Source organism: Streptomyces sp. NPDC056738, from assembly GCF_042790435.1.
GTDB lineage: Bacteria > Actinomycetota > Actinomycetes > Streptomycetales > Streptomycetaceae > Streptomyces.
Genome location: NZ_JBHTZF010000006.1, coordinates 338,556 through 356,643, shown reverse-complemented (window position 1 = coordinate 356,643; position 18,088 = coordinate 338,556). Strand labels below are relative to the sequence as shown.

The 18,088-nt window shown below is 72.8% G+C and carries 14 protein-coding genes; 6 read left to right on the top strand and 8 right to left on the bottom strand.

Going from position 1 to position 18,088, the window contains the following annotated elements:
• Window positions 1-27 precede the first annotated feature (27 nt).
• Window positions 28-609 (bottom strand): TetR/AcrR family transcriptional regulator, encoded by a 582-nt coding sequence (locus ACFRIC_RS18585; RefSeq protein ID WP_382787238.1) that lies wholly within the window; start codon window positions 607-609, stop codon window positions 28-30.
• Between the two features lie 397 nt (window positions 610-1,006).
• Complete coding sequence (locus tag ACFRIC_RS18580; protein ID WP_382786820.1) at window positions 1,007-1,483, bottom strand: Lrp/AsnC family transcriptional regulator; 477 nt, start codon at window positions 1,481-1,483, stop codon at window positions 1,007-1,009.
• Between the two features lie 240 nt (window positions 1,484-1,723).
• On the opposite strand from ACFRIC_RS18580, the gene ACFRIC_RS18575 reads away from it, so the two are divergent.
• Window positions 1,724-3,226, top strand: a complete 1,503-nt coding sequence (locus tag ACFRIC_RS18575) for an FUSC family protein (RefSeq protein WP_382786817.1) — start codon at window positions 1,724-1,726, stop codon at window positions 3,224-3,226.
• Window positions 3,227-3,724: 498 nt separating this feature from the next.
• Window positions 3,725-4,798: a lactonase family protein gene (locus ACFRIC_RS18570; protein ID WP_382786815.1), complete on the top strand. Its 1,074-nt coding sequence runs from the start codon at window positions 3,725-3,727 to the stop codon at window positions 4,796-4,798.
• A gap of 141 nt (window positions 4,799-4,939) precedes the next feature.
• Here ACFRIC_RS18570 and ACFRIC_RS18565 read toward each other — a convergent pair whose 3' ends face one another.
• The 3 genes from ACFRIC_RS18565 to ACFRIC_RS18555 all read right to left on the bottom strand — a co-directional run bounded on the left by ACFRIC_RS18565 (window position 4,940) and on the right by ACFRIC_RS18555 (window position 7,746).
• On the bottom strand, window positions 4,940-5,860 hold the full coding sequence (locus ACFRIC_RS18565; protein ID WP_382786813.1) for a sirohydrochlorin chelatase: 921 nt from the start codon (window positions 5,858-5,860) through the stop codon (window positions 4,940-4,942).
• Between the two features lie 129 nt (window positions 5,861-5,989).
• The gene (locus ACFRIC_RS18560; protein WP_382786810.1) at window positions 5,990-7,072 is read right to left on the bottom strand and encodes an N-acetylglucosamine kinase; all 1,083 of its coding nucleotides are present in this window, start codon (window positions 7,070-7,072) and stop codon (window positions 5,990-5,992) included.
• Window positions 7,069-7,746, bottom strand: a complete 678-nt coding sequence (locus ACFRIC_RS18555) for a uracil-DNA glycosylase (protein ID WP_382786806.1) — start codon at window positions 7,744-7,746, stop codon at window positions 7,069-7,071. The genes ACFRIC_RS18560 and ACFRIC_RS18555 overlap by 4 nt, the downstream gene beginning before the upstream one ends.
• A gap of 489 nt (window positions 7,747-8,235) precedes the next feature.
• On the opposite strand from ACFRIC_RS18555, the gene ACFRIC_RS18550 reads away from it, so the two are divergent.
• From ACFRIC_RS18550 to ACFRIC_RS18540, 3 genes are all read left to right on the top strand, one after another.
• On the top strand, window positions 8,236-9,222 hold the full coding sequence (locus ACFRIC_RS18550) for an ArsR/SmtB family transcription factor (RefSeq protein ID WP_382786803.1): 987 nt from the start codon (window positions 8,236-8,238) through the stop codon (window positions 9,220-9,222).
• 131 nt (window positions 9,223-9,353) lie between these two features.
• The gene (locus ACFRIC_RS18545; protein WP_382786800.1) at window positions 9,354-9,752 is read left to right on the top strand and encodes a peptidase inhibitor family I36 protein; all 399 of its coding nucleotides are present in this window, start codon (window positions 9,354-9,356) and stop codon (window positions 9,750-9,752) included.
• A gap of 154 nt (window positions 9,753-9,906) precedes the next feature.
• Window positions 9,907-10,875 carry a hypothetical protein gene (locus ACFRIC_RS18540; protein ID WP_382786797.1) on the top strand — a complete coding sequence of 323 codons (969 nt, stop codon included), beginning with the start codon at window positions 9,907-9,909 and terminating at the stop codon, window positions 10,873-10,875.
• A 226-nt stretch (window positions 10,876-11,101) separates the two neighbouring features.
• Here the strand turns inward: ACFRIC_RS18540 and ACFRIC_RS18535 are convergent, their stop codons facing one another.
• Window positions 11,102-12,187, bottom strand: coding sequence for a WD40/YVTN/BNR-like repeat-containing protein (locus ACFRIC_RS18535; protein ID WP_382786794.1), 1,086 nt, complete (start codon window positions 12,185-12,187; stop codon window positions 11,102-11,104).
• A gap of 250 nt (window positions 12,188-12,437) precedes the next feature.
• On the opposite strand from ACFRIC_RS18535, the gene ACFRIC_RS18530 reads away from it, so the two are divergent.
• Entirely contained in the window at window positions 12,438-13,010 is a 573-nt protein-coding gene (locus ACFRIC_RS18530) for a hypothetical protein (RefSeq protein WP_382786792.1), read from the top strand.
• A 373-nt stretch (window positions 13,011-13,383) separates the two neighbouring features.
• Here the strand turns inward: ACFRIC_RS18530 and ACFRIC_RS18525 are convergent, their stop codons facing one another.
• Together ACFRIC_RS18525 and ACFRIC_RS18520 are read right to left on the bottom strand one after the other, a co-directional pair.
• A complete protein-coding gene (locus tag ACFRIC_RS18525; protein ID WP_382786789.1) occupies window positions 13,384-15,459 on the bottom strand; it encodes a HEAT repeat domain-containing protein in 2,076 nt (691 codons plus the stop codon).
• A 261-nt stretch (window positions 15,460-15,720) separates the two neighbouring features.
• Window positions 15,721-17,625, bottom strand: a complete 1,905-nt coding sequence (locus tag ACFRIC_RS18520; RefSeq protein ID WP_382786786.1) for a phosphatidylglycerol lysyltransferase domain-containing protein — start codon at window positions 17,623-17,625, stop codon at window positions 15,721-15,723.
• Window positions 17,626-18,088: the final 463 nt, after the last annotated feature.

The window sequence follows — 18,088 nt, the reverse complement described above, 5'->3', positions numbered from 1 at the left end:
CTCCCGGCCCGCGCGCGAGCCGCGGGCTCAGTCCGCAGGCGTGGCGCGCGTGTCCGGTCCCGGCGCGCCCACGCGCAGGCCGTCCGTCACCAGGTCCAGCAGGCGGCGGGCGTGCGCCTGCCAGTCGCCGTGCCGGTCGAGGTGCCACAGCCCGGCGACGGCGAGCAGGAAGTCGTCGGGAGTCACCCCCGGCCGGATCGTGCCCGCCTCCTCGTTGGTCCTCAGCAGGAGCGCGACCGCCGAGCTCAGGGGCCCGTGGTCGAGGCTCGTGAGGAGTCCCCGGGGTGTGGCGGTGGTCGTGCGCAGCGCTTCGGTCAGACCCGCCTTGGCCATCGCGAACCGCGCGAGACGGTCCGTCCACTCCCGCAGCGCCCGGTCCGGCGGGCGGGTGGCGAGCAGATGCGCCGCCGCCTCGGTCACCTGCCGTACCTCGTGGCGGTGGATCTCCAGGATGAGCGCCTCGCGGTGGTGGAAGTTGCGGTAGAAGGTCCCCTGACCGACGCCCGCCTTCCTGGCTATCGCGCTCAGCGGTGTGTCGGCGGAGCGGGTCAGCTCCGCGAGGGCCACGGCCAGGATGCGCTCACGATTGCGCCGCGCGTCCGAGCGCAGCGGACCGTGCGGGGCGTCGTCCGCTCCGGTCGGCGTGCCCGAGCCCGCCGCGGGTCGGACCCTCGGGGGCGACGTCGCCCCCGAGCCCGCGGCCGCGTCGTACGAGCGTCGCTCCGTGCCCGGGCCGCCGGCCGGGTCGTACGGACCTGGCGGCGCCCCCGAGCCCGCGGGTGCGTCCTTTTCGGGGTGCACGCGTACTCCTTCCGGAACGACCGCCGGAACCTCCCGGTCGTGTCACGGCCGGGCCGCCTCGGCGGCCGGAACCTCTCGCCGCCCGGCATTCTGGCGCACCCGGCGGAGCTCCGGCCGGGACTTGAGAAATGGCCCACGGACGGGTGTCGGCCCGGTGCCCCGAGCCGCGCTCGGCACGCGTGGGCCCGGTGGCCCGGAGTCGCGCTCAGCCCCGCGTGGCCCGCCCGATCGACTCCACCAGGGGCAGCAGCCGGTGCGGGACGCGTTCGCGCAGGGCCACCTCGGTCCGGGTGCGGACCACTCCGGGGAGGCTGATCAGGGCCTGGATCACGTCCTCCAGGTGGGCGTTGTCGCGCGCCGCGACCCGGGTGATCAGATCGCCGCCGCCGGTGATGGAGAACGCCTCGATGATCTCCGGCACGGCGGCGAGCGCGTCGCCCACGTCGTCCAGATGCCCCTGCGTGACCTCGATGTGCACGAACGCGAGCACGGGATGACCGAGAGCGGCGGGAGACAGCGACGGCGCGGTCCCGGTGATCACCCCGTCCCGCTCCAGCCGGTCGAGGCGGGCCTGGAGCGTGCCCCGGGCGACCCCGAGGACACGGGCGTACTCACGGACGCTGGTGCGCGGCTGCTCCAGGAGCAACCGCAGGATGCGGGTGTCGAGCTCGTCCACGGGCATGGTCCGTTGGCCTCCTCGCGGCCGAATATGTTCTTCTTCGACTGTACCAATGGCCCAGCCGAAACCACGCCGGTTGAGCCAGTTCAGGGCCGCCACGTACCTTGTCCGTATCGATGGCGCTGCGTAGTGCCGGACGGCAAGGAAGCCGTTCCGGACCCGCGGCGCCTTTCGCATGTGCGCCGCGCATGCCGGATCTCTGTTGAACTGCGAAGTGGGGGCGGGCCGCCGAAGGTGAAGAAGATGTTCATGGCGCCGGATCCGGGACTGTTCCGTCTGCGGGTGTCGCTCCGGGCGGTTCTCGGCATCGGCCTCGCGGTCGCGCTGTGCCAGCTGACCGGACTCTCGCTCCCGGCCTCGATCGCGGGCGGGCTCGCGGCGCTCCTCGCGCTGTTCACGGTCGGCGACCCGACCGTGCGCGGCCAGGCGGGCACCACCGCGCTGCTCCCCGTGGCCGGCTTCCCGGTCCTCGCGCTGGCGACCACCCTGCACGGGGCGCCGCTGCTGCGGGACGCGACCTGGCTCGCCGTGATCTTCGCCGGGGTGTACGCCCGCCGCTTCGGCCCGCGCGGTCACGCCCTCGGCATCTTCGCGTTCATGATGTTCTTCACGACGCAGTTCCTGCACGCCGTGCCCGGCCAGCTCCCGCAGCTCTACGCGGCCGTCGCGATGTCACTGACGGCCTCCTCGGCCGTGCGGTTCGGCGCATGGTGCATCGAGCGACGCAGCCCCCTGCCCGCGGCGCCGCTGCCGCTGGAAGGGCGCGGGCTGGCGCGCCCCGCCACCCGTCAGGCCTTCCAGGCGACCGCGGCCTGCGCGTTCGCACTCACCGCCGGCCAGTTGCTCTCGCACGACCGCTGGTACTGGGCCGTCGGTACAGCGTGGTGGATCTTCGTCAACACGGCCTCGCGCGGTGAGACGCTGGTCCGGGGCTTCCGGCGCGTGATCGGCACGCTCGTCGGCATCGTGGCCGGGCTCCTGGTCGCCGTGCCGCTGCACGGAGCGCCCGCCCCCACCGCCGTCCTCGTCGCGGTGAGCGTCTTCGGGATCTTCTACACCGCCGCTCCCTCGTACAGCTGGATGATGTTCTTCGTCACCGTCATGGCGGGCCTGCTCTACGGGCTGCTCGGCGTCCTGCATCCCGGGCTGCTGGGCCTCCGGCTCGCCGAGACCGGTGTCGGCGCGCTCGGTGCCGCGCTCGCGGTGGGGCTCGTCCTGCCGATCACCACGCACACGGTCACCGATCGCTGGATCGAGCGCGCCCTGCACGCCGTGCACGGCTGTACCTCGGCGGCGGCCCGGCGGCTCGCGGGTGACGACCGGGCCGACCCGGCACCGCTCGCGGGGGAGCTCGAAGCCCTTCTGGGGCGCGTACGGATGGCTCTCGCACCTCTGGTGCATCCGCTCAACCCGATGCGGCAGCGCAAGGAGCGGGCGCGCGCGATCCTCGCCCTGCTGGACGACTGCGCCCGCGAGGTGCGCGGTCTCGCCGCGGTCGCCGCCGACCCGGACGCCTCGCACGACGCGCGCCTCACCGCGGCCTGCCGACGGGTCGAGACCGCCATGGAGTCCCTGGTCGGCGCCGTACCGGGCGGCGCTCCGGCGTCCCACCACGGTGTCCCGGGCCATCACCCCGGTGCCGAGCAGGCGCTCGTGCACCTGCACGGCCTGGAGCGCGCGCTCGTCGACATGGCGACACCGCTGCGTGGTCCGGTTCCCCGCTCCCGACTCGTCGTCGGCGCCTGACGGACACGGGCAGCACCGCATTTCCTCCGGCCCCTGGGGCGTCGTACGACGCCCCAGGGGCCGATTCTCTCTATCGGTGCGGGGTCGCCCGGTGCAGGGGCCGAGGAAGCTCCGCCGGTGTCGGCTCCGAAGATCCACAACGAGGCCCAGGGCGCCCGCTGGACGGCTTCGGAGTCGTTCCGGAGGCCTCGGGTCCGGCGGGCGCCGGAGAGGCTCGTGGCGGCCGTCTTGCGGGCTCCATGTGCCCTCGTGGCCCACGTGCGTCCATATGTGTGCCGTACGCACGCTGTCGCACCCCGGCTCGGTACGCAGCCTGGCGCACCCCCGCTTCCCGCCGCCGGATCGCCAGACCGGCCGCCGTCCACCCGTTCGCCCGTCCGCCGACCGGCGGGGCCGGCGTACGGCCGTCCGTCAACCGGACGGCCCGACGTGCGGCCGTCCCCTCGACCCCCGGGCTTTGGTCTAGACCGCAGCCCCGTGACTGCTACCGTCGCCCCGATGACGCGGGACCGAGAGGGGACAGCAGTGGCGCACGGCGACAGGCGGCGACAGCGGGCGTTCATCGGCTCGTTCACGGCGGCGGGAGGGCTCGGCGTCCTCGCGGCGGCCGTGGACCCGGACACCGGCGCGCTGACCGTGCTGGGTGCCGCCGACGACGTACCCGACCCCTCGTATCTCGTGTTCGCTCCCGCGCACGACGTCCTGTACGCGGTCAGCGAGAGTGCCGAGGGCGCGGTGGCCGCCTACCGGGTGCACGGCGACAAACCGGAACTGACCGGTCCGCCGACCCCGACCGGCGGCAGCGGCCCCACCCACCTCAGTGTCTTCGACGGACACGTCCTGACGGCGGACTACGGTTCGGGCAGCGTCAGCGCGGTACCCGTCCGCCCCGGCGGGGAACTGGCGCCCGCCGCGTCCAGCGTGCTCCGGCACGCCGGTTCCGGTCCGCACACACAGCGGCAGCAGGGGCCGCACGCCCATCAGGTGCAGCCCGACCTCACCGGCCGCTGGGCGGTCAGCGTGGACCTCGGCACGGACTCGGTCCGGGTGTGCGCCCTCGACGGCGGAAACCTCACCGTGCACCGCGAGATCGCGCTGCGTCCCGGCTCCGGGCCGCGCCATCTCGCCTTCCACCCCCGCGGCGAGCACGTGTACGTCCTCAACGAACTCGCGCCGACCGTCACCGTCTGCCGCTGGGACGCCGGGGAGGGCACGCTGCGGCCGGTCGGTGAGGCGCCGGTCCTGTCCGGTGTCCCGGACGGCGACGCGTACCCCTCGGGCATCGTCGTCTCGCCCGACGGCCGCTTCGTCTGGGCCGCCGTCCGAGGGTGTGACACCGTCTCCGTGTTCGCCGTCGACGCGGGCGGCGAGGGGCTCACACTCGTCGCGGAGGTGCCCTGCGGCGGCGTCTGGCCGCGCGCGCTGGCCCTCGACCCGTCCGGGCGCTTCCTGTACGCGGCCAACGAGCGCTCCGGCGACGTGACCTGGTTCGTCGTCGATCCGGACACCGGCGTTCCGGTCCGGGGCGGCTCGGTCGAGGCGCCCGCCGCGTCCTGCGTGGTCTTCGACTGACGCGGCCGGCCCGACCCCTTCCCGCCTGGTGCGTCTCCACCCGGTACGTCGGCGTCGGCCCATGGGAAAGGGCCCCTCCTGACTCAGGAGCGGGCCCTTTCGGTGTGCGGGTGGTACGGGTGGTGCGGTGGCGGCGGCCGACTAGAAGGCCGGCGCTCCCTGGGACTGCGGCGGGGCGATGCCCAGCGCCGTCGTGTACTGGGAGAGCGCGAGCTTGCCGATCGCCGGGTACGGGCCGAGGGCCTCGGCGGCGCTGCAGCCGGCCTCCTTGGCGGCCGCGTCGAGCAGACCCGCGTTGAGCTCCGGACCGATCAGGTACGGGGCGAGCGCGAGCTGCTGCGAACCGGAGCCGCGGAGCTGCTCGGCGATGGCCGCGATGGAACCCTCCTCGTCGAGGGCGGCAGCCATGACCGGCACGGCGAGCCGCGCGGCGAGCAGCATGCCGGTGATCCCGGCGGCCTGCACGGCGTCCTCGCCGCCGACGGTGGCGAGCACGATGCCGTCCGCGGCGGTCGCCACGGTGAACAGCCGGGCGCGGTCGGCGCGGGCCAGACCGGCCTCGGAGAGACGCACGTGCAGCGCCTCGGCGAGCAGCGGGTGCGGACCGAGGACGTCGGTCAGCTCGGCCGCGACACGGCTTTCCATGACCGCCTGGCGGATGCGGCGCAGCAGGGCGCTGTCCGGACCGGCGAGCAGCGGGACAACGATGCCGACGGGGCCGTCGGGCTCCGAGACGTCGGAACCGGCGGCGCGGGCCTGCTCGAAGCGCGCGGTGCGCTCCTCGGCGGCGTGGGTCAGCACGGACTGCAGCGTGGGGAACTCGTCGTCCCCATCCAGGTAACCGATGCGGGCATCGAGGCCGGGGAGCTCGGAGCGGGCGATGCTCACGACCTCCTCGGCGAGGCTGCGCGTGGCGGCGCTGGGGGTGCCCGGCACCGCGAGGACGAGCGCGGGCGCGCCCTCAGGAGCCGCCAGAGGTTCCGGACGGCGGTGCCGCCCGGCTTGGCGGGGTCGCGGCATTCGTACTGGCAGGCCGGACGCGGGCCCAGTGGGGGAGCTCATGGCGCCGCATGTTACTGGTTTCTTGGGTTCCCCTGTTCGGGGAGGGTGCAGGTGAGCGGTATCCGTCCGCTTTTGTCTGATGAGTTACGTACGGATCAGAAGTGATCGGTAAACGCCTACTTGTCGGCCCTACGGTGTATTCGGGCCATGGATTTCCGGGTACGGCTTTTCGGCCACCACGTGCAACATCCGTTCGTCCAGGGGCAGCGCGAGCCGGCCGTCCGCCAGGTCGGCCGCGATCCGGAGCGCGCCGTCGAGAGGGTCGCCCGCCGCCGGTACGCGGTGGACGTTCGGCAGGCGCTCGGCCAACTCCTCGTCCAGGGGCTCGAGGAGCGCGGCGCCCAGGTTGAACAGGCCCCCGGTGAAGGCGAGATGGCGATCGCCGTCGGCGGCGCACACGGCGGCGGCCGATTCGGCCAGGTGCCGGGCGGCGGTCCGCAGGATGCGCGAGGAGACGGGATCGCTCCCGGAGAGGTCGGCCACGTCGGGGGCGAAGGAGGCCAGGACGGCGGCCCGGTCGGTGCGCGGATACAGCAGGCCGGGAAGTTCCGGCATCGGTCCGAACCTGTCCTCCGCCCGTGCCAGCAGCGCGGCCGAGCCGTCCGGGCGGCCGTCGAACGCGCGCAGGGCCGCTTCCAGGCCTGCGCGGCCGATCCAGGCTCCGCCGCCGCAGTCGCCGAGCAGATGGCCCCAGCCGTCGGCCCTGCGCCAGGACGTGAGGTCGGTGCCGATCGCGATCATGCCGGTGCCCGCCGCGATCACGGCGCCCGCCCGGCTGCCCAGGGCTCCCGCGTACGCGGTCACCGCGTCCGCCGCCAGGGCGAGCCGCCGTACGCCCAGTTCGCGCTCCAGCGCGGCCGGCAGTTCGTCCCTCAGTTCGTCGCCGAGCGTGGCCAGACCTGCGGCGCCGACGGCCACGGCCCCGAGCCGATCGGCACCCGCCTCGGCCATCAAGCGGCGTGCCATCGGCAGCAGTTGTTCCAGCAGATGATCGGCCGAGATCCCGCGCGGGCCGGTACGGACCGGCTCCCGGGAGGTCAGCGGTCCACCGAGCCGGTCCGGGGCCGCGAGGCGTGCGCTGCCGTCTGCGTCGTCCGGGGCCCCGTGGGCGCCGAGCGCCACACGCAGGCCCGAGCCTCCGGAGTCCACGGCCAGCACCACGGCGGGGCTCTGCCCGTCGCGCGGTCGGCCGTGTCCTCCGCCGGGTGTCACGGCAGGCGCCAGTCCACCGGTTCGGCGCCCTGCTTCGTCAGCAGGTCGTTGGCGCGGCTGAAGGGGCGCGAGCCGAAGAAGCCGCGGTCCGCCGACATGGGGGAGGGGTGCGCGGATTCGACCGAGGGGAGACTGCCGAGCAGGGGGCGCAGATTGCGGGCATCGCGGCCCCACAGGATCGACACCAGCGGTCGTCCGCGTGCGGCCAGTGCCCGTATGGCCTGTTCCGTGACTTCCTCCCAGCCCTTTCCGCGGTGTGCGGCGGGGCTGCGGGGTGCCGTGGTCAGTGCCCTGTTGAGCAGCAGCACGCCCTGGTCGGCCCAGGGGGTGAGGTCACCGTTGGACGGCGGGGGCGCGCCGACGTCGCTGTTCAGTTCGCGGAAGATGTTGATCAGGCTCGGCGGCAGCGGACGTACCTCCGGGGCCACCGAGAACGACAGGCCCACCGCGTGTCCCGGGGTCGGGTAGGGGTCCTGCCCGACGATGAGGACGCGTACGTCGTCGAAGGGCTGCTGGAAGGCCCGCAGGACGTTCGCCCCGGACGGCAGGTAGGTGCGTCCCGCGGCGATCTCCGCGCGCAGGAAGTCGCCCATCTCGGCGATCCGTCCTGCGACGGGTTCGAGGGCTTTCGCCCAGCCCGGTTCGACGATCTCATGCAACGGTCGTGGTGCCACGGGCGTCACCCTACTGCCGTACACATGGCCGAGATCAAACCGGTGCCCGTCCCGCGATCGGGGATGACCGATTCGTCGCCGAATAGGACGGCTACGGGCGCAAGACGCCTGCCAGGGCGGGGCGTTGGACTCCGACCGGCCGACGAGTTCCCTGTACGGCTCCGCGAGGCACGGCTCCGCGAGGCACGGCTCCGCGAGGCACGGCTCCGTGAGGTACGGCTCCGTGAAGCAGCGGATACACCGAACCACCCCCGTGCGGCCGACCCGGTTGCCCGAAAACGTCGGCATGAATTCAGCCATCCGCCGGATGGAGGCGGTGATATGGGCTGATGGGGGCCGTAATCGACGATTCGGCCAGGCGTGATGGGCGCACATGGATTGGCGCACATCGATTGGCGCACCTGGAATTGTGAGAAATTTTCTTGCGGGTCCCGCCATTCCTGGTATAGACAATGAACGACGAGGTGTGGGGGCTCGTGGGGGTGGGAGATGCTGCGGATTCATTTCACGACCGAAGATCTCTTGAAAACCAGGGTGATCTCGTCGCCGGATCCCATGTGGGAACTGGTGTTGAGCGTCTTCCGATTACGCAGGCGACTTGCCGTGGCCCGGTATGAACCGTGGTATCGGCAGGTCAGGGCCGAAGCGGCCCGCAGTGATCTGGTGCAACGCATTCGGCTCATGCTGATGCCCATGATCCCGGCCTCGGGATATTTTCCGGACTTTCTCACTCCGGAAAGTCGGCGGCACGGAGGGGTCGAATCGATCATTGAATCCGTGGCCGGAAGCCCCAGAAGTGTCGTGCGCGGTCAACTCGACCTCCTCGACCGCGGCCGGGGATCCGCCTGGCTGGAGCGCTTGTACGAAGCGGATCTTTCGGCCCGGGAAGATTTACGAAAACTCCTGCTGGACTATCACCGAATCGCCCTCGCCCCTCACTGGAATGCGATCCGAAACAGCGTCGAGGCGGACCGGGCCATTCGCACCCGCGCCCTTCTCGACGGCGGAGTCCACGGACTGCTGCACAGCTACCCGTCGCTGATGCGATGGGCGCCGCCCGTCCTGCACGTCCGGTACGCCGTCGATCAGACACTCCGACTGAACGGACGAGGACTGCTCCTGGCCCCGTCGCACTTCGGCCAGGGACCCGCCAACTCGCTCGCCGACCCCGCGCTGCCACCCGTCCTCGTCTACCCCGCCGGGTACGACAGGACGACGGCGCCGGTGACGGTCCGGGCTCTGGGCCGGCTCATGGGTGGCACCCGCGCCTCCATCCTGATCGCCACCGAGACCGCGACGACATCCGGGGAACTCGCCCGCCGTGTGGGGGTGTCCGCCGCCACGGTGAGTCATCATCTGTCCGCACTGCGCGCGGCGGGTCTTCTGCGCACCCTCCAGCAGGGCGAGCTCATCCTGCACACCCGAACCCCCACCGGATCCGCCTTGGTCGACGCGGCCCATCCATCGGGCACTTGAGAGCGGAAACATGGCCGGGCCGGTGACCACCTGCGCATTTCGACCGCGGTGGAAAGGAGTGTCCCTCGACCGAACACGCTGGCGAGTATGGCGGGCAGCCCGCATCCGTACCGGAAGGGATACGACACACCGTGAACAACATACGTCGCTCGGCGGCCGCCGCCGCCGTCCTGGCCGCCGGTGCCACCGCCCTCACCATCAGCCCCGCGTCAGCGGCCGACACGACCTGCTCCAGCGGCTACGCCTGCATCTACTACCACCCCAACTATCAGGGCGCCTTCTTCAAGCAGTTCCCCAACATCCCCAACTACTCCGGCTACACCTTCACGGCCAGCGCCAACGGCAGTGACGGCGCCGGCCAGGGCGTCCGCAACAACGCCGCCTCGGTGGACAACTGGGACTTCAACAACGCCTTCACCGTGTACTTCCACGTCAACTACACCGGAGCGAGCCAGCGCTTCGCCGCGGGAGGCGGCGGCAACTTCAACTCCACGCTGCGCAACGAGAACGCATCGGGGAAGTTCGGCTGATCCGCCGGGACCTCCCGACCGACCGAGGTCCCGCACGCAGCCTCGCGCAGGGGTGCCCCGCTCCGAACACACCGGGCGGGGCATCCCCCGCGCCCCGGCCGCACGCTCGGCCGTCCTTGCGTACCCACCCACCGCATCGAGGACACACCGGCTCATGAACTCGTCCCCTGTCCGCGGCTATCCGAAGGCCGCCGTCGTCCTGGCGACGGCCGCCGTGCTGATGGCCGGGGGCTGCTCCTCGTCCTCGCCGTCGTCCCCGGGGCCCGCCCGGCCGAAGGGCGCGGCCGTCGCGATGCCGGAGGTCTCCTCCGTGCCGCGGCTGATCACGGCAGCCGACCGGACGCTGCCGATCGCCCCCTACCTCCTGAGCGACAAGCAGTCGGACGAACTGACCGCGGCCCAGGCCAAGCTGACCGAGGCATGCATGGCACGGTTCGGGCTGCGCTACACGTCTCCCGCCCCGGCCCCGGTGTTCCGGCCGAGGACCCCCACCCAGTTCCGGTACGGCGTGACCGACCCCGGGGCGGCGGCGACCGACGGATTCGCTCCGGCCGGCAGCAGAACCGCCCCGGCGACCACCGAACCCGCCCCGTTGTCCGCGGAGACGACGCTGGTACTGACCGGGACGAACGACCCGCACGTCAAACCCAGCTCCACCGAGGCCGGTGGCCAGGTCCACAAGGGCCGGAGGATTCCGGTCGGCGGATGTGTCGGCGAGGCCCGGGCCCGACTGCGATCCGAAGGGCCGGAAGCCGGCGGTGACGCGAAGCTCTCCGACGACATCAACATCGAGAGCTTCGAGGCCTCGCGGCAGCATCCGCTGGTCAAAGCCGTGTTCGCCCAGTGGTCCCGGTGCATGGAAGGCCGCGGCTTCACCTACTCGGACCCGCTGGCGGCCACCAGCGACCCGGCCTGGCGTACGAGGACCGCGTCGGTGAAGGAGAAGGCGGCGGCCCGCGCCGACGCGGACTGCAAGAAGCGGAACAACGTCGTCGGCGTCTGGTACGCCGTCGACGCCGCCCTGCAACGGCAGGCGATCGAGAAGAACAGCGTGGCTCTGGCCAAGATCAAGAAGGCGATCGGCACCCGGGTGAGGCTCGCGTCCGCCGTACTCGCGGAATGACGGGCCGACCCGCCGGGCCGGGGGCAGCGCTGACGGCCTCCCAGCCGGGGCAGCGATAACGGCTTCCCAGCCGGGAGGCAGCGATGACGGCTTCCCGGCCGGGGCGGGTACGCCCCTCCGGCCTCGACAGGGCTCAGGCCACGCCCGTCCGGCCTCGGCTGCGTTCGGGTCACGCCCTTCCGGCCTCGGCCGGGTTCAGGTCACGCCCCTCCGGCTTCGGCCGGGATCAGGCCATCACCGCCGCGCGGACGCACAGGACGTCCGGGAGGTGCGAGGCGAGCTGTCGCCAACTGTCGCCGTCGTCCGCGGACGCGTACACCTCGCCGTTGCGGTTGCCGAAGTACACGCCCGCGGGGTCCGCGCCGTCCGTGCACAGGGCGTCCCGCAGCACCGTGCCGTAGTGGTCCTCGGAGGGCAGGCCCGCCGTCAGCGGTTCCCAGGTCGTGCCCGCGTCGTCCGTACGAAAGACCCGGCAGCGCCGGTCGGCCGGGACACGGTCGGCGTCGGCGTTGATCGGGAAGACGTAGGCCGTGTCCCCGCGGTGCGGGTGGGCCGCCACCGTGAAGCCGAACGTCGACGGCAGGTCCGCGCCGATGTCGGTCCACTGCCCGGCCCCGTCGTCACTGCGGTACACCCCCCAGTGGTTCTGGAGGTAGAGCCGGTCCGGGTTCACCGCGTCACGCGCGACCTTGTGCACGCACTGCCCGAACTCCGGGTTCGGATCGGGCAGGAACACGGCGGAGACACCGGAGTTGGCGGGTTCCCAGTTCGCGCCGCCGTCGCCGGTGCGGAACACCCCGGCCGTGGACACGGCCACCGTCACGGCGCGCGCGTCGCGCTCGTCTGTGAGGATGGTGTGCAGCCCCTCGCCGCCACCTCCGGGGACCCACTTCGAGCGGGTGGGGTGCTCCCACAGGGGGCGGACGAGTTCGAAGGACTCGCCCCGGTCCTCCGAGCGGTACAGCGCGGCCGGTTCCGTGCCCGCGTACACCACGTCCGGTTCGGCGGCCGCCGGGTGCAACTGCCACACCCGCTCCAGCGAGGCGCCCGTCTCCTTGGGGAACTTGACCGCGGGCTGCGCGGGTTCGGTCCACGTACGGCCCAGGTCGTCGGAGTGGAACACGGACGGGCCCCAGTGCGCGCTGTCCCCGCCGACCAGCAGCCGGGGATTGTCGCCCCGGGAGTCGATCGCGACCGAGTACACGGCTTGCGCGTTGAAGTACGGACTCTCGTCGAACTCCCAGGCGCCGCCGCGCCGTCGCCCGATGAAGAGGCCTTTGCGGGTGCCTACCGTGAGCAGTACGTCGGCCATGACCGGCCACCTCCGCGACGTCGTTGTCTGCGCTACGGGCCAGTCTGCACCCCGGCACCGACAGTCACCTTCCGCTGTGACGTCTGCGCAGGTCGGACGGGGTGTGTCGGCACCTTCCGGCTCCGGTGCCGGGGCTCCGGTCCGGCAGGTCGGACGAGCCGGTGGGCGCGAGGTGTGAGCATCGCGTGGAGCACGCGCGTAAGGGAAGGAGATGTGGCGTGTCCGTGCGGTCGTGAGGAGGAGGCCCTTGATGGCGGCGTTCCGTGGTCCGGGGGTCTGGCTGTGGCGGTGGCGGAGGAACCCGCTGCGGCGGCGAAGCGATGTCCTGGAAGCCTGGATCATGCTCGCGGCCTGGGTGTTCACGGTGCTGGGCGGTGCGGTGGCGGGCCTGGCGACCGTCGGCGCCGTGGAGAACAGTCTCGCGAGGGAGCGGGCGGAGTCGCGCACCGTCCCCGCCCAGTTGATCGAGGACGCGCGGGAAGCGAGCGGGCCGGCCGGCCGCGTCGTGTGGACGAGGGTCCGCTGGACGGCACCGGACGGCACCGTCCGTTCCGGTCAGGTGCGGGTCGCCGCGGGCACCCTGGCGGACACCCCGGTGCTGGTGTGGACCGACCCCGACGGGCGTCTCGTCGACCGGCCCACCACCGTCCCCGTGGCCCGGCTGCGGGCCTGGCTGATCGGCGTCTTCGCCGGCGCCGGGGTGGCGGGCATCCCCCTCGCCGTCGGCAGCTTCCTCCGCGGCCGCCTGGAACGCCGTCGCGTGGACCGCTGGGACGAGGACTGGGCCCGGATCGGCCCGCTCTGGGGCCGGATGACGAGCTGAGCCGACAGGATCCCAGCCCTGAGTGGCGGGAGCCGGCAGGGTCCATGCACCTGGCGCCAGAGCCGACAGGGCCCCAGCGCCTGGACGGCGAAGGGCCCGTGCCTCCGCCACGCCCCGCGTCGCCCAGCGCCCCGCGTCGCCCAGCGCCACGCCCCGCGTCGCCCAGCGCCACGCCACGCCCCGCGTCGCCCACCGCCACGCCCCGCGTCGCCCAGCCGCACACCGCCACGGCCTCGCGCCCTGCTGTTGCGGCCGCCGGCCCCCGCCGCCGCGACCCCTCACCCCACTTATGCACTGATTGCGGCCGCTCGCTCCGCCGTTGCGGCCCCTCACCCCACCGCTACGCCCGCTCGCGGGCAGCTTCGGGTCGTCCCTACGCGATCTCCAGTACCCTCCGGCAGTCCCTCAGGAGCGTCTCGTCGTCGAGGACGTCGTGGCTGCCGTGGCCGCCGGACCGGGCGCGGTGACGGCGGGGAGAGGCAAGCTCCGCTCGGACCAGGTCGTGGACGGGCGCGCCCGCGTCGCCCATCCGGACGAGGCAGGCGGTGACGGTGCCCCGGGTGTACGGGTTCCGCCAGGCCTCGCGGAACACCGGCAGGACAGGGTCCGGATCTCCGGCGATCTCCCACAGGGCACAGGCGGCGGCCGTCCGCTCCCACACCTCGGCGGAGTCCGTCAGGCGTCGCAGCCCGGGGAGCGCGGGCGCGGCCGCCGCCCCCGACCGGCCGAGCGCCTCGGCCGCCGCCCGGCGACTTCCGGCGTCCCGCTCCGGTGCCAGCGCCCCGAGGAGAACGGGAAGGACCGCCTCGACGTCCCCCTCCACCTCCCGGAGCGCGTCGGCCGCCGCCACGGCGTTCTCACCGGTCTCATCCGTCAGCAGTTCCCGCAGCGCCGGTACGGCCTCACGCGCCCGGGGGCCGAACGCGGCGACTGTCCTGGCCAGCGCCTTCACCAGGGCGTTCCGGAGCCGCAGATCCCCTGGTGTGCCGTGCAGCAGTCGCAGCACCTCGGGCAGGGCCGCGGCGTACCGCAGCGTGCCGAGCGTGGACAGCAGCGGAGCGGCACGGTCGTACGTCTCCGGAGAGTCGAGCGGAACCTCGGCCAGCCGCTCGCGCAGCAGGGGAGCCAGCGGTGCCGCGGCCGGTCCCAGGAAGCCGATCGCGTACCCGGTCTCGTTCGGCACGGCCGGGCCCCGCAGCACCTCGGCGAGCGCTGGTATCGCCCGTACGTCCCCGCACCGGGCGAGGGCTTTCAGAGGGCGGTACAACGTCGCCGTACCCCGCCCCCGGGAGTCGGTGCCGGCCTCCACGAGGTCGGCGAGCCGGTCCGCCGCCGGAACCGCCAGCGTGAACAGGAACTCCAGGACGGACACGGCGGCGCAGCGCAACCGCTCCTCGTCCGAGCCGAGTTGCTCCCCGATCAGCGCGACCGGCTCCTCGTACGCGCCCCGCCATTCACGGAACAGCCCCGCCGACATCCAGACGGCGTTGCACCGGTCGGCGGTGTTCTGGCAGCTCAACTGTCCCTTGAGCAGGGCGATCCGGTCCGTGGTGCGGGCGCCCAGCGCCTTGTGGAGCGTCCGGAGCAACTGCGCCCCCTCCTCGTCCGCCGGGCGCATCCGGCGCAGACTGCCGATGAGGGTGTCGGACGAGGTCCGGACGGGTTCTCTGGACGGCCGGATCCGCTGTGACCGGGTGTGGAGCAGCGCGACGACCGTCGGCACGAGGTCGGCGGGCAGCCGGTCGAGGGCGCACGAGGCGAGCTGACCGAGCGCCGCGAGCCGCAGCCCGGGGTCGTGCGGCGGGCCGCACAGCGACACCAGACAGTCCACCGCCGGGGCCGAGGAACCGCCGTGGAGCCGGGCGAAGAGGCCGAGACCCTCGACCAGTGCCAGCCGGACGCCGTCCTCCTGTTCGTCCCGCAAGCGGTCGCTCAACAGGGCCAGGACGCGAGGAGGTTCGCCGTGGAAGCGTACGAGCGCCGTCGGCGCGGCGCGGCGCACCTGCGGGTCGCCGTCCGTGACGAGGTCCAGGAATACCGCGGAACCCGCCCGGACCGCCGCGTGCGCCATCGCGTGGTTGTCGTCCTCGGGGACCTCCGAGTCCCGGCCACCGCCGTCCTCGTCCGCGCCGTCCTCAGCGTCCCCGGAGGTGTCCCCGAAGGTGTCCGCGTCGTCCGAACCGCCGATGCTGGTGAGCAGTTCCACGATTCCGCCCCGGTCGGGAAGTCCGGCGCGGGCGGCGAGTGCGAAGAGGAAGGGGATCGACGCGAGCGTCGAGTCGTACACGTCGCCCTGGTGGTGCACGGCTCCGTACATCCCGTCGAGCGCGGTCTCCCGCTCCCGGGGGAGCGGTGAGGCGAGTCCCCGCAGCAGCTCCGGCACGTCCGCGGCGCTTCCGTACGCATGCTGCATCGAGGCCCAGTCGACCTCGTCGATCCCCCTGAACACGTGTCCTCCCCATGCGTACGGCCATTGATCGTGAGTGTGCACCACGGCACTGACAGTGACGCTCGTGGACCCTCCCGTCGATGGCGTCGGTCCAGCCAACTACGGGGCGAACGGCTGTTTTCCGACGGTCGGGCGGGGCTGCCGCCGTCGTAGAGGGACGCCTGGCCGGGGGAGAGGGGCGGGTGGAGACACCGCGGCCGGGCACCTCCTGGGTGCCCGGCCGTGTGCCGACGGATCGAGGCCGCGGTCCGCGGCGTGGCGCTACTCGCCCGGGGCGGACGCCCCGGGACTTCCGGACCCGGCCGAGGTCCCCGAGGTCGCGGCGGGTGCAGCGGGTGCAGCGGGTGCAGCGAGGGGCGGTTCCTGGGATGGCCGGTCCGGGTGGGCCGGGCGCCGGGAGGCGAACCGGGGCAGGGCCGGCGGGGCGAGGAAACCCTCGGCGCGCGCCGCGGCGATACCGATACGGGGAAGGTCCGCGCTCTTCTCGAAGAGGAGGTACCGAGGCTCCCAGACCGGCCGGTACTTGGCGTTGGCCCGGTAGAGGGATTCGAGCTGCCACCAGCGCGAGAGGAACGTCAGCACCGAACACCACAGCCGCAGTACGGGTCCCGCGCCCAGCCGGGTGCCGCGTTCGAAGACGGACCGGAACATCGCGAAGTTCAGGGAGATCCGCTCGACACCGAACTCCTCGGCGTGCTGGAGCAGTTCGATCACCATGAACTCCATGAGGCCGTTGTCGGAGTTCCGGTCGCGGCGCATCAGGTCGAGGGACAGGCCCCGCTCACCCCACGGCACGAAGCTCAGCACGGCCCGGGGTTCGCCTTCGCTGTCGTGGCACTCCAGCATCACGCAGCGTCCGTCGGCGGGGTCTCCCAGCCGGCCGAGCGCCATGGAGAAGCCGCGTTCGGTGGCTCCGTCGCGCCATTGGTCCGCCTTGTCGGTCAACGCGGCCATCTCGGCCTCGGGGATGTCCTCGTGCCGACGGACGCGGACCGTGTATCCGGCGCGCCGGATGCGCTTGTGCGCCTGCCGGACGCCGCGCATGGCGCGTCCCTCCAGGGTGAAGTCGGACCGGTCCACGATGGCTTCGTCGCCGAGCTCCAGGGCGTCCAGGCCGTGCCGGGCGTACACGGTCCCGGCCTCCTCGCCGGCCCCCATCACCGCGGGCGTCCACGCGTGCCGACGCGCCTCCCGCAGCCACGCCTCGATCGCGCCGGGCCAGGCCTCCGGGTCGCCGATCGGGTCGCCGGACGCGAGGGTCACCCCGCCGCGGACGCCGTACGCGATCGCCGCCTTGCCGCTCGGGGACCAGATGACCGCCTTGTCGCGGCGCAGCGCGAAATAGCCGAGCGAGTCGCGTTCCCCGTGTCGGGCCAGCAGGGCCCGCAGCCGGGTCTCGTCGTCCTCGCCGAGAAGTTCGAGACCACGCGGGGAACGGAAGCACGCGTAGAGCACCAGCAGGAACGTGGCGGCCACCAGGGCGTTGACCAGGATGTCGACCCAGCGGGGCGCGACGACGCTGTCGAACCGGTCGGCGAGCGGGCCGACACTGATTCCGCGCAGCAGGGTGTACGCGATCCGGTCGCTCAGCGGTGTGCCCGACACCCGGTTGGTGGCGCTGACGAGCAGGGTGCCCAGTGTCGCGCTGACGAGCAGGCCGCCCGCGCCGACGGCCAGCGCGAGTCGGGGATTCGAGCGGTCCCCGACGGCGTGGAACTCCTTGCGCCCCAGCAGGAGGGCGACGACGAACAGCGCGGTGAGGAGCAGCGAGATCCAGTTGAAGACGTGCCGTTGGTAGCGGTCCTGGGTCAGGGCCACGCCGTAGAGCACCAGGAGCGGCCCGGCGAGCAGCAGGTTGAAGATCCAGGCGGCTCGTTTGCGGCGCCGCATCACGAGCGCGAGGAACAGGGCCAGCGCCGCCGAGATCAGCCCGGCGGTGGCCAGATAGGGAGTGAAGAACTCGCCTCCGTTGTGCTCGTGCACCTCTTCGCGGAAGGGCAGCGAGGACACGGCGACGACGTTGAGGACGGCGAGCAGCCGCAGGTACCAGACCGTGAACGCGGCGGCTCTGGGCCGGATTCCGTCGCCCGCTCGTCCGGACGGAGCCTCACGGCGCGGGCTCGCGTTCCGCTGTTCCGGGATGAGCGCTGACTGTTGTACGGACACCGTGGAACATCACCTTGGGGAGAGGGCGGGAGAACCGGTGGGGACTGAGGCCGGAACACTACATCTTGTAGGGAAGAGTGAGGTTATGGCCAGCCAGAGACGGAGTGAAGAGGTAAGGAGGAGTTGAGAATGCGAAGCGGGCGCTCCACGCGTGCCTGCTGGCTCCGCCTCGCCTCTGTCGGCGACTTCCGCGCCGCCCCTGCTCCGCTCGGGCAAGGTCGCGTGAGCCCGGCGCCCCGGGGTCCCGCCGTGGACGTCGAACCGTATCGCTGGCCGCGGCTCGGCCCGGCGCCGGCCGAGCCGGATGTCTTAAGCGGGCGTGCCCCTCATGGATCACGGAGGCCTCGCATCAGCGGCGGGCTGAGCCCGAGGGTCGGACCCACAGCAGTGGTGGGGGCCTCGATGGTGGGGCGTCGCGCCTCGGCGGCGAGGGTGCCCAGAGGTGGGCGTCGCGCCTCAGTGG

Excerpts from the sequence above, each read along its gene's own strand:
- ACFRIC_RS18580 (WP_382786820.1), bottom strand. The coding sequence starts at position 1,483 with ATGCCCGTGGACGAGCTCGACACCCGCATCCTGCGGTTGCTCCTGGAG.
- ACFRIC_RS18575 (WP_382786817.1), top strand. The coding sequence starts at position 1,724 with ATGTTCATGGCGCCGGATCCGGGACTGTTCCGTCTGCGGGTGTCGCTC.
- ACFRIC_RS18570 (WP_382786815.1), top strand. The coding sequence starts at position 3,725 with ATGACGCGGGACCGAGAGGGGACAGCAGTGGCGCACGGCGACAGGCGG.
- ACFRIC_RS18565 (WP_382786813.1), bottom strand. The coding sequence starts at position 5,860 with ATGAGCTCCCCCACTGGGCCCGCGTCCGGCCTGCCAGTACGAATGCCG.
- ACFRIC_RS18550 (WP_382786803.1), top strand. The coding sequence starts at position 8,236 with ATGCTGCGGATTCATTTCACGACCGAAGATCTCTTGAAAACCAGGGTG.
- ACFRIC_RS18540 (WP_382786797.1), top strand. The coding sequence starts at position 9,907 with ATGAACTCGTCCCCTGTCCGCGGCTATCCGAAGGCCGCCGTCGTCCTG.
- ACFRIC_RS18535 (WP_382786794.1), bottom strand. The coding sequence starts at position 12,187 with ATGGCCGACGTACTGCTCACGGTAGGCACCCGCAAAGGCCTCTTCATC.
- ACFRIC_RS18530 (WP_382786792.1), top strand. The coding sequence starts at position 12,438 with ATGGCGGCGTTCCGTGGTCCGGGGGTCTGGCTGTGGCGGTGGCGGAGG.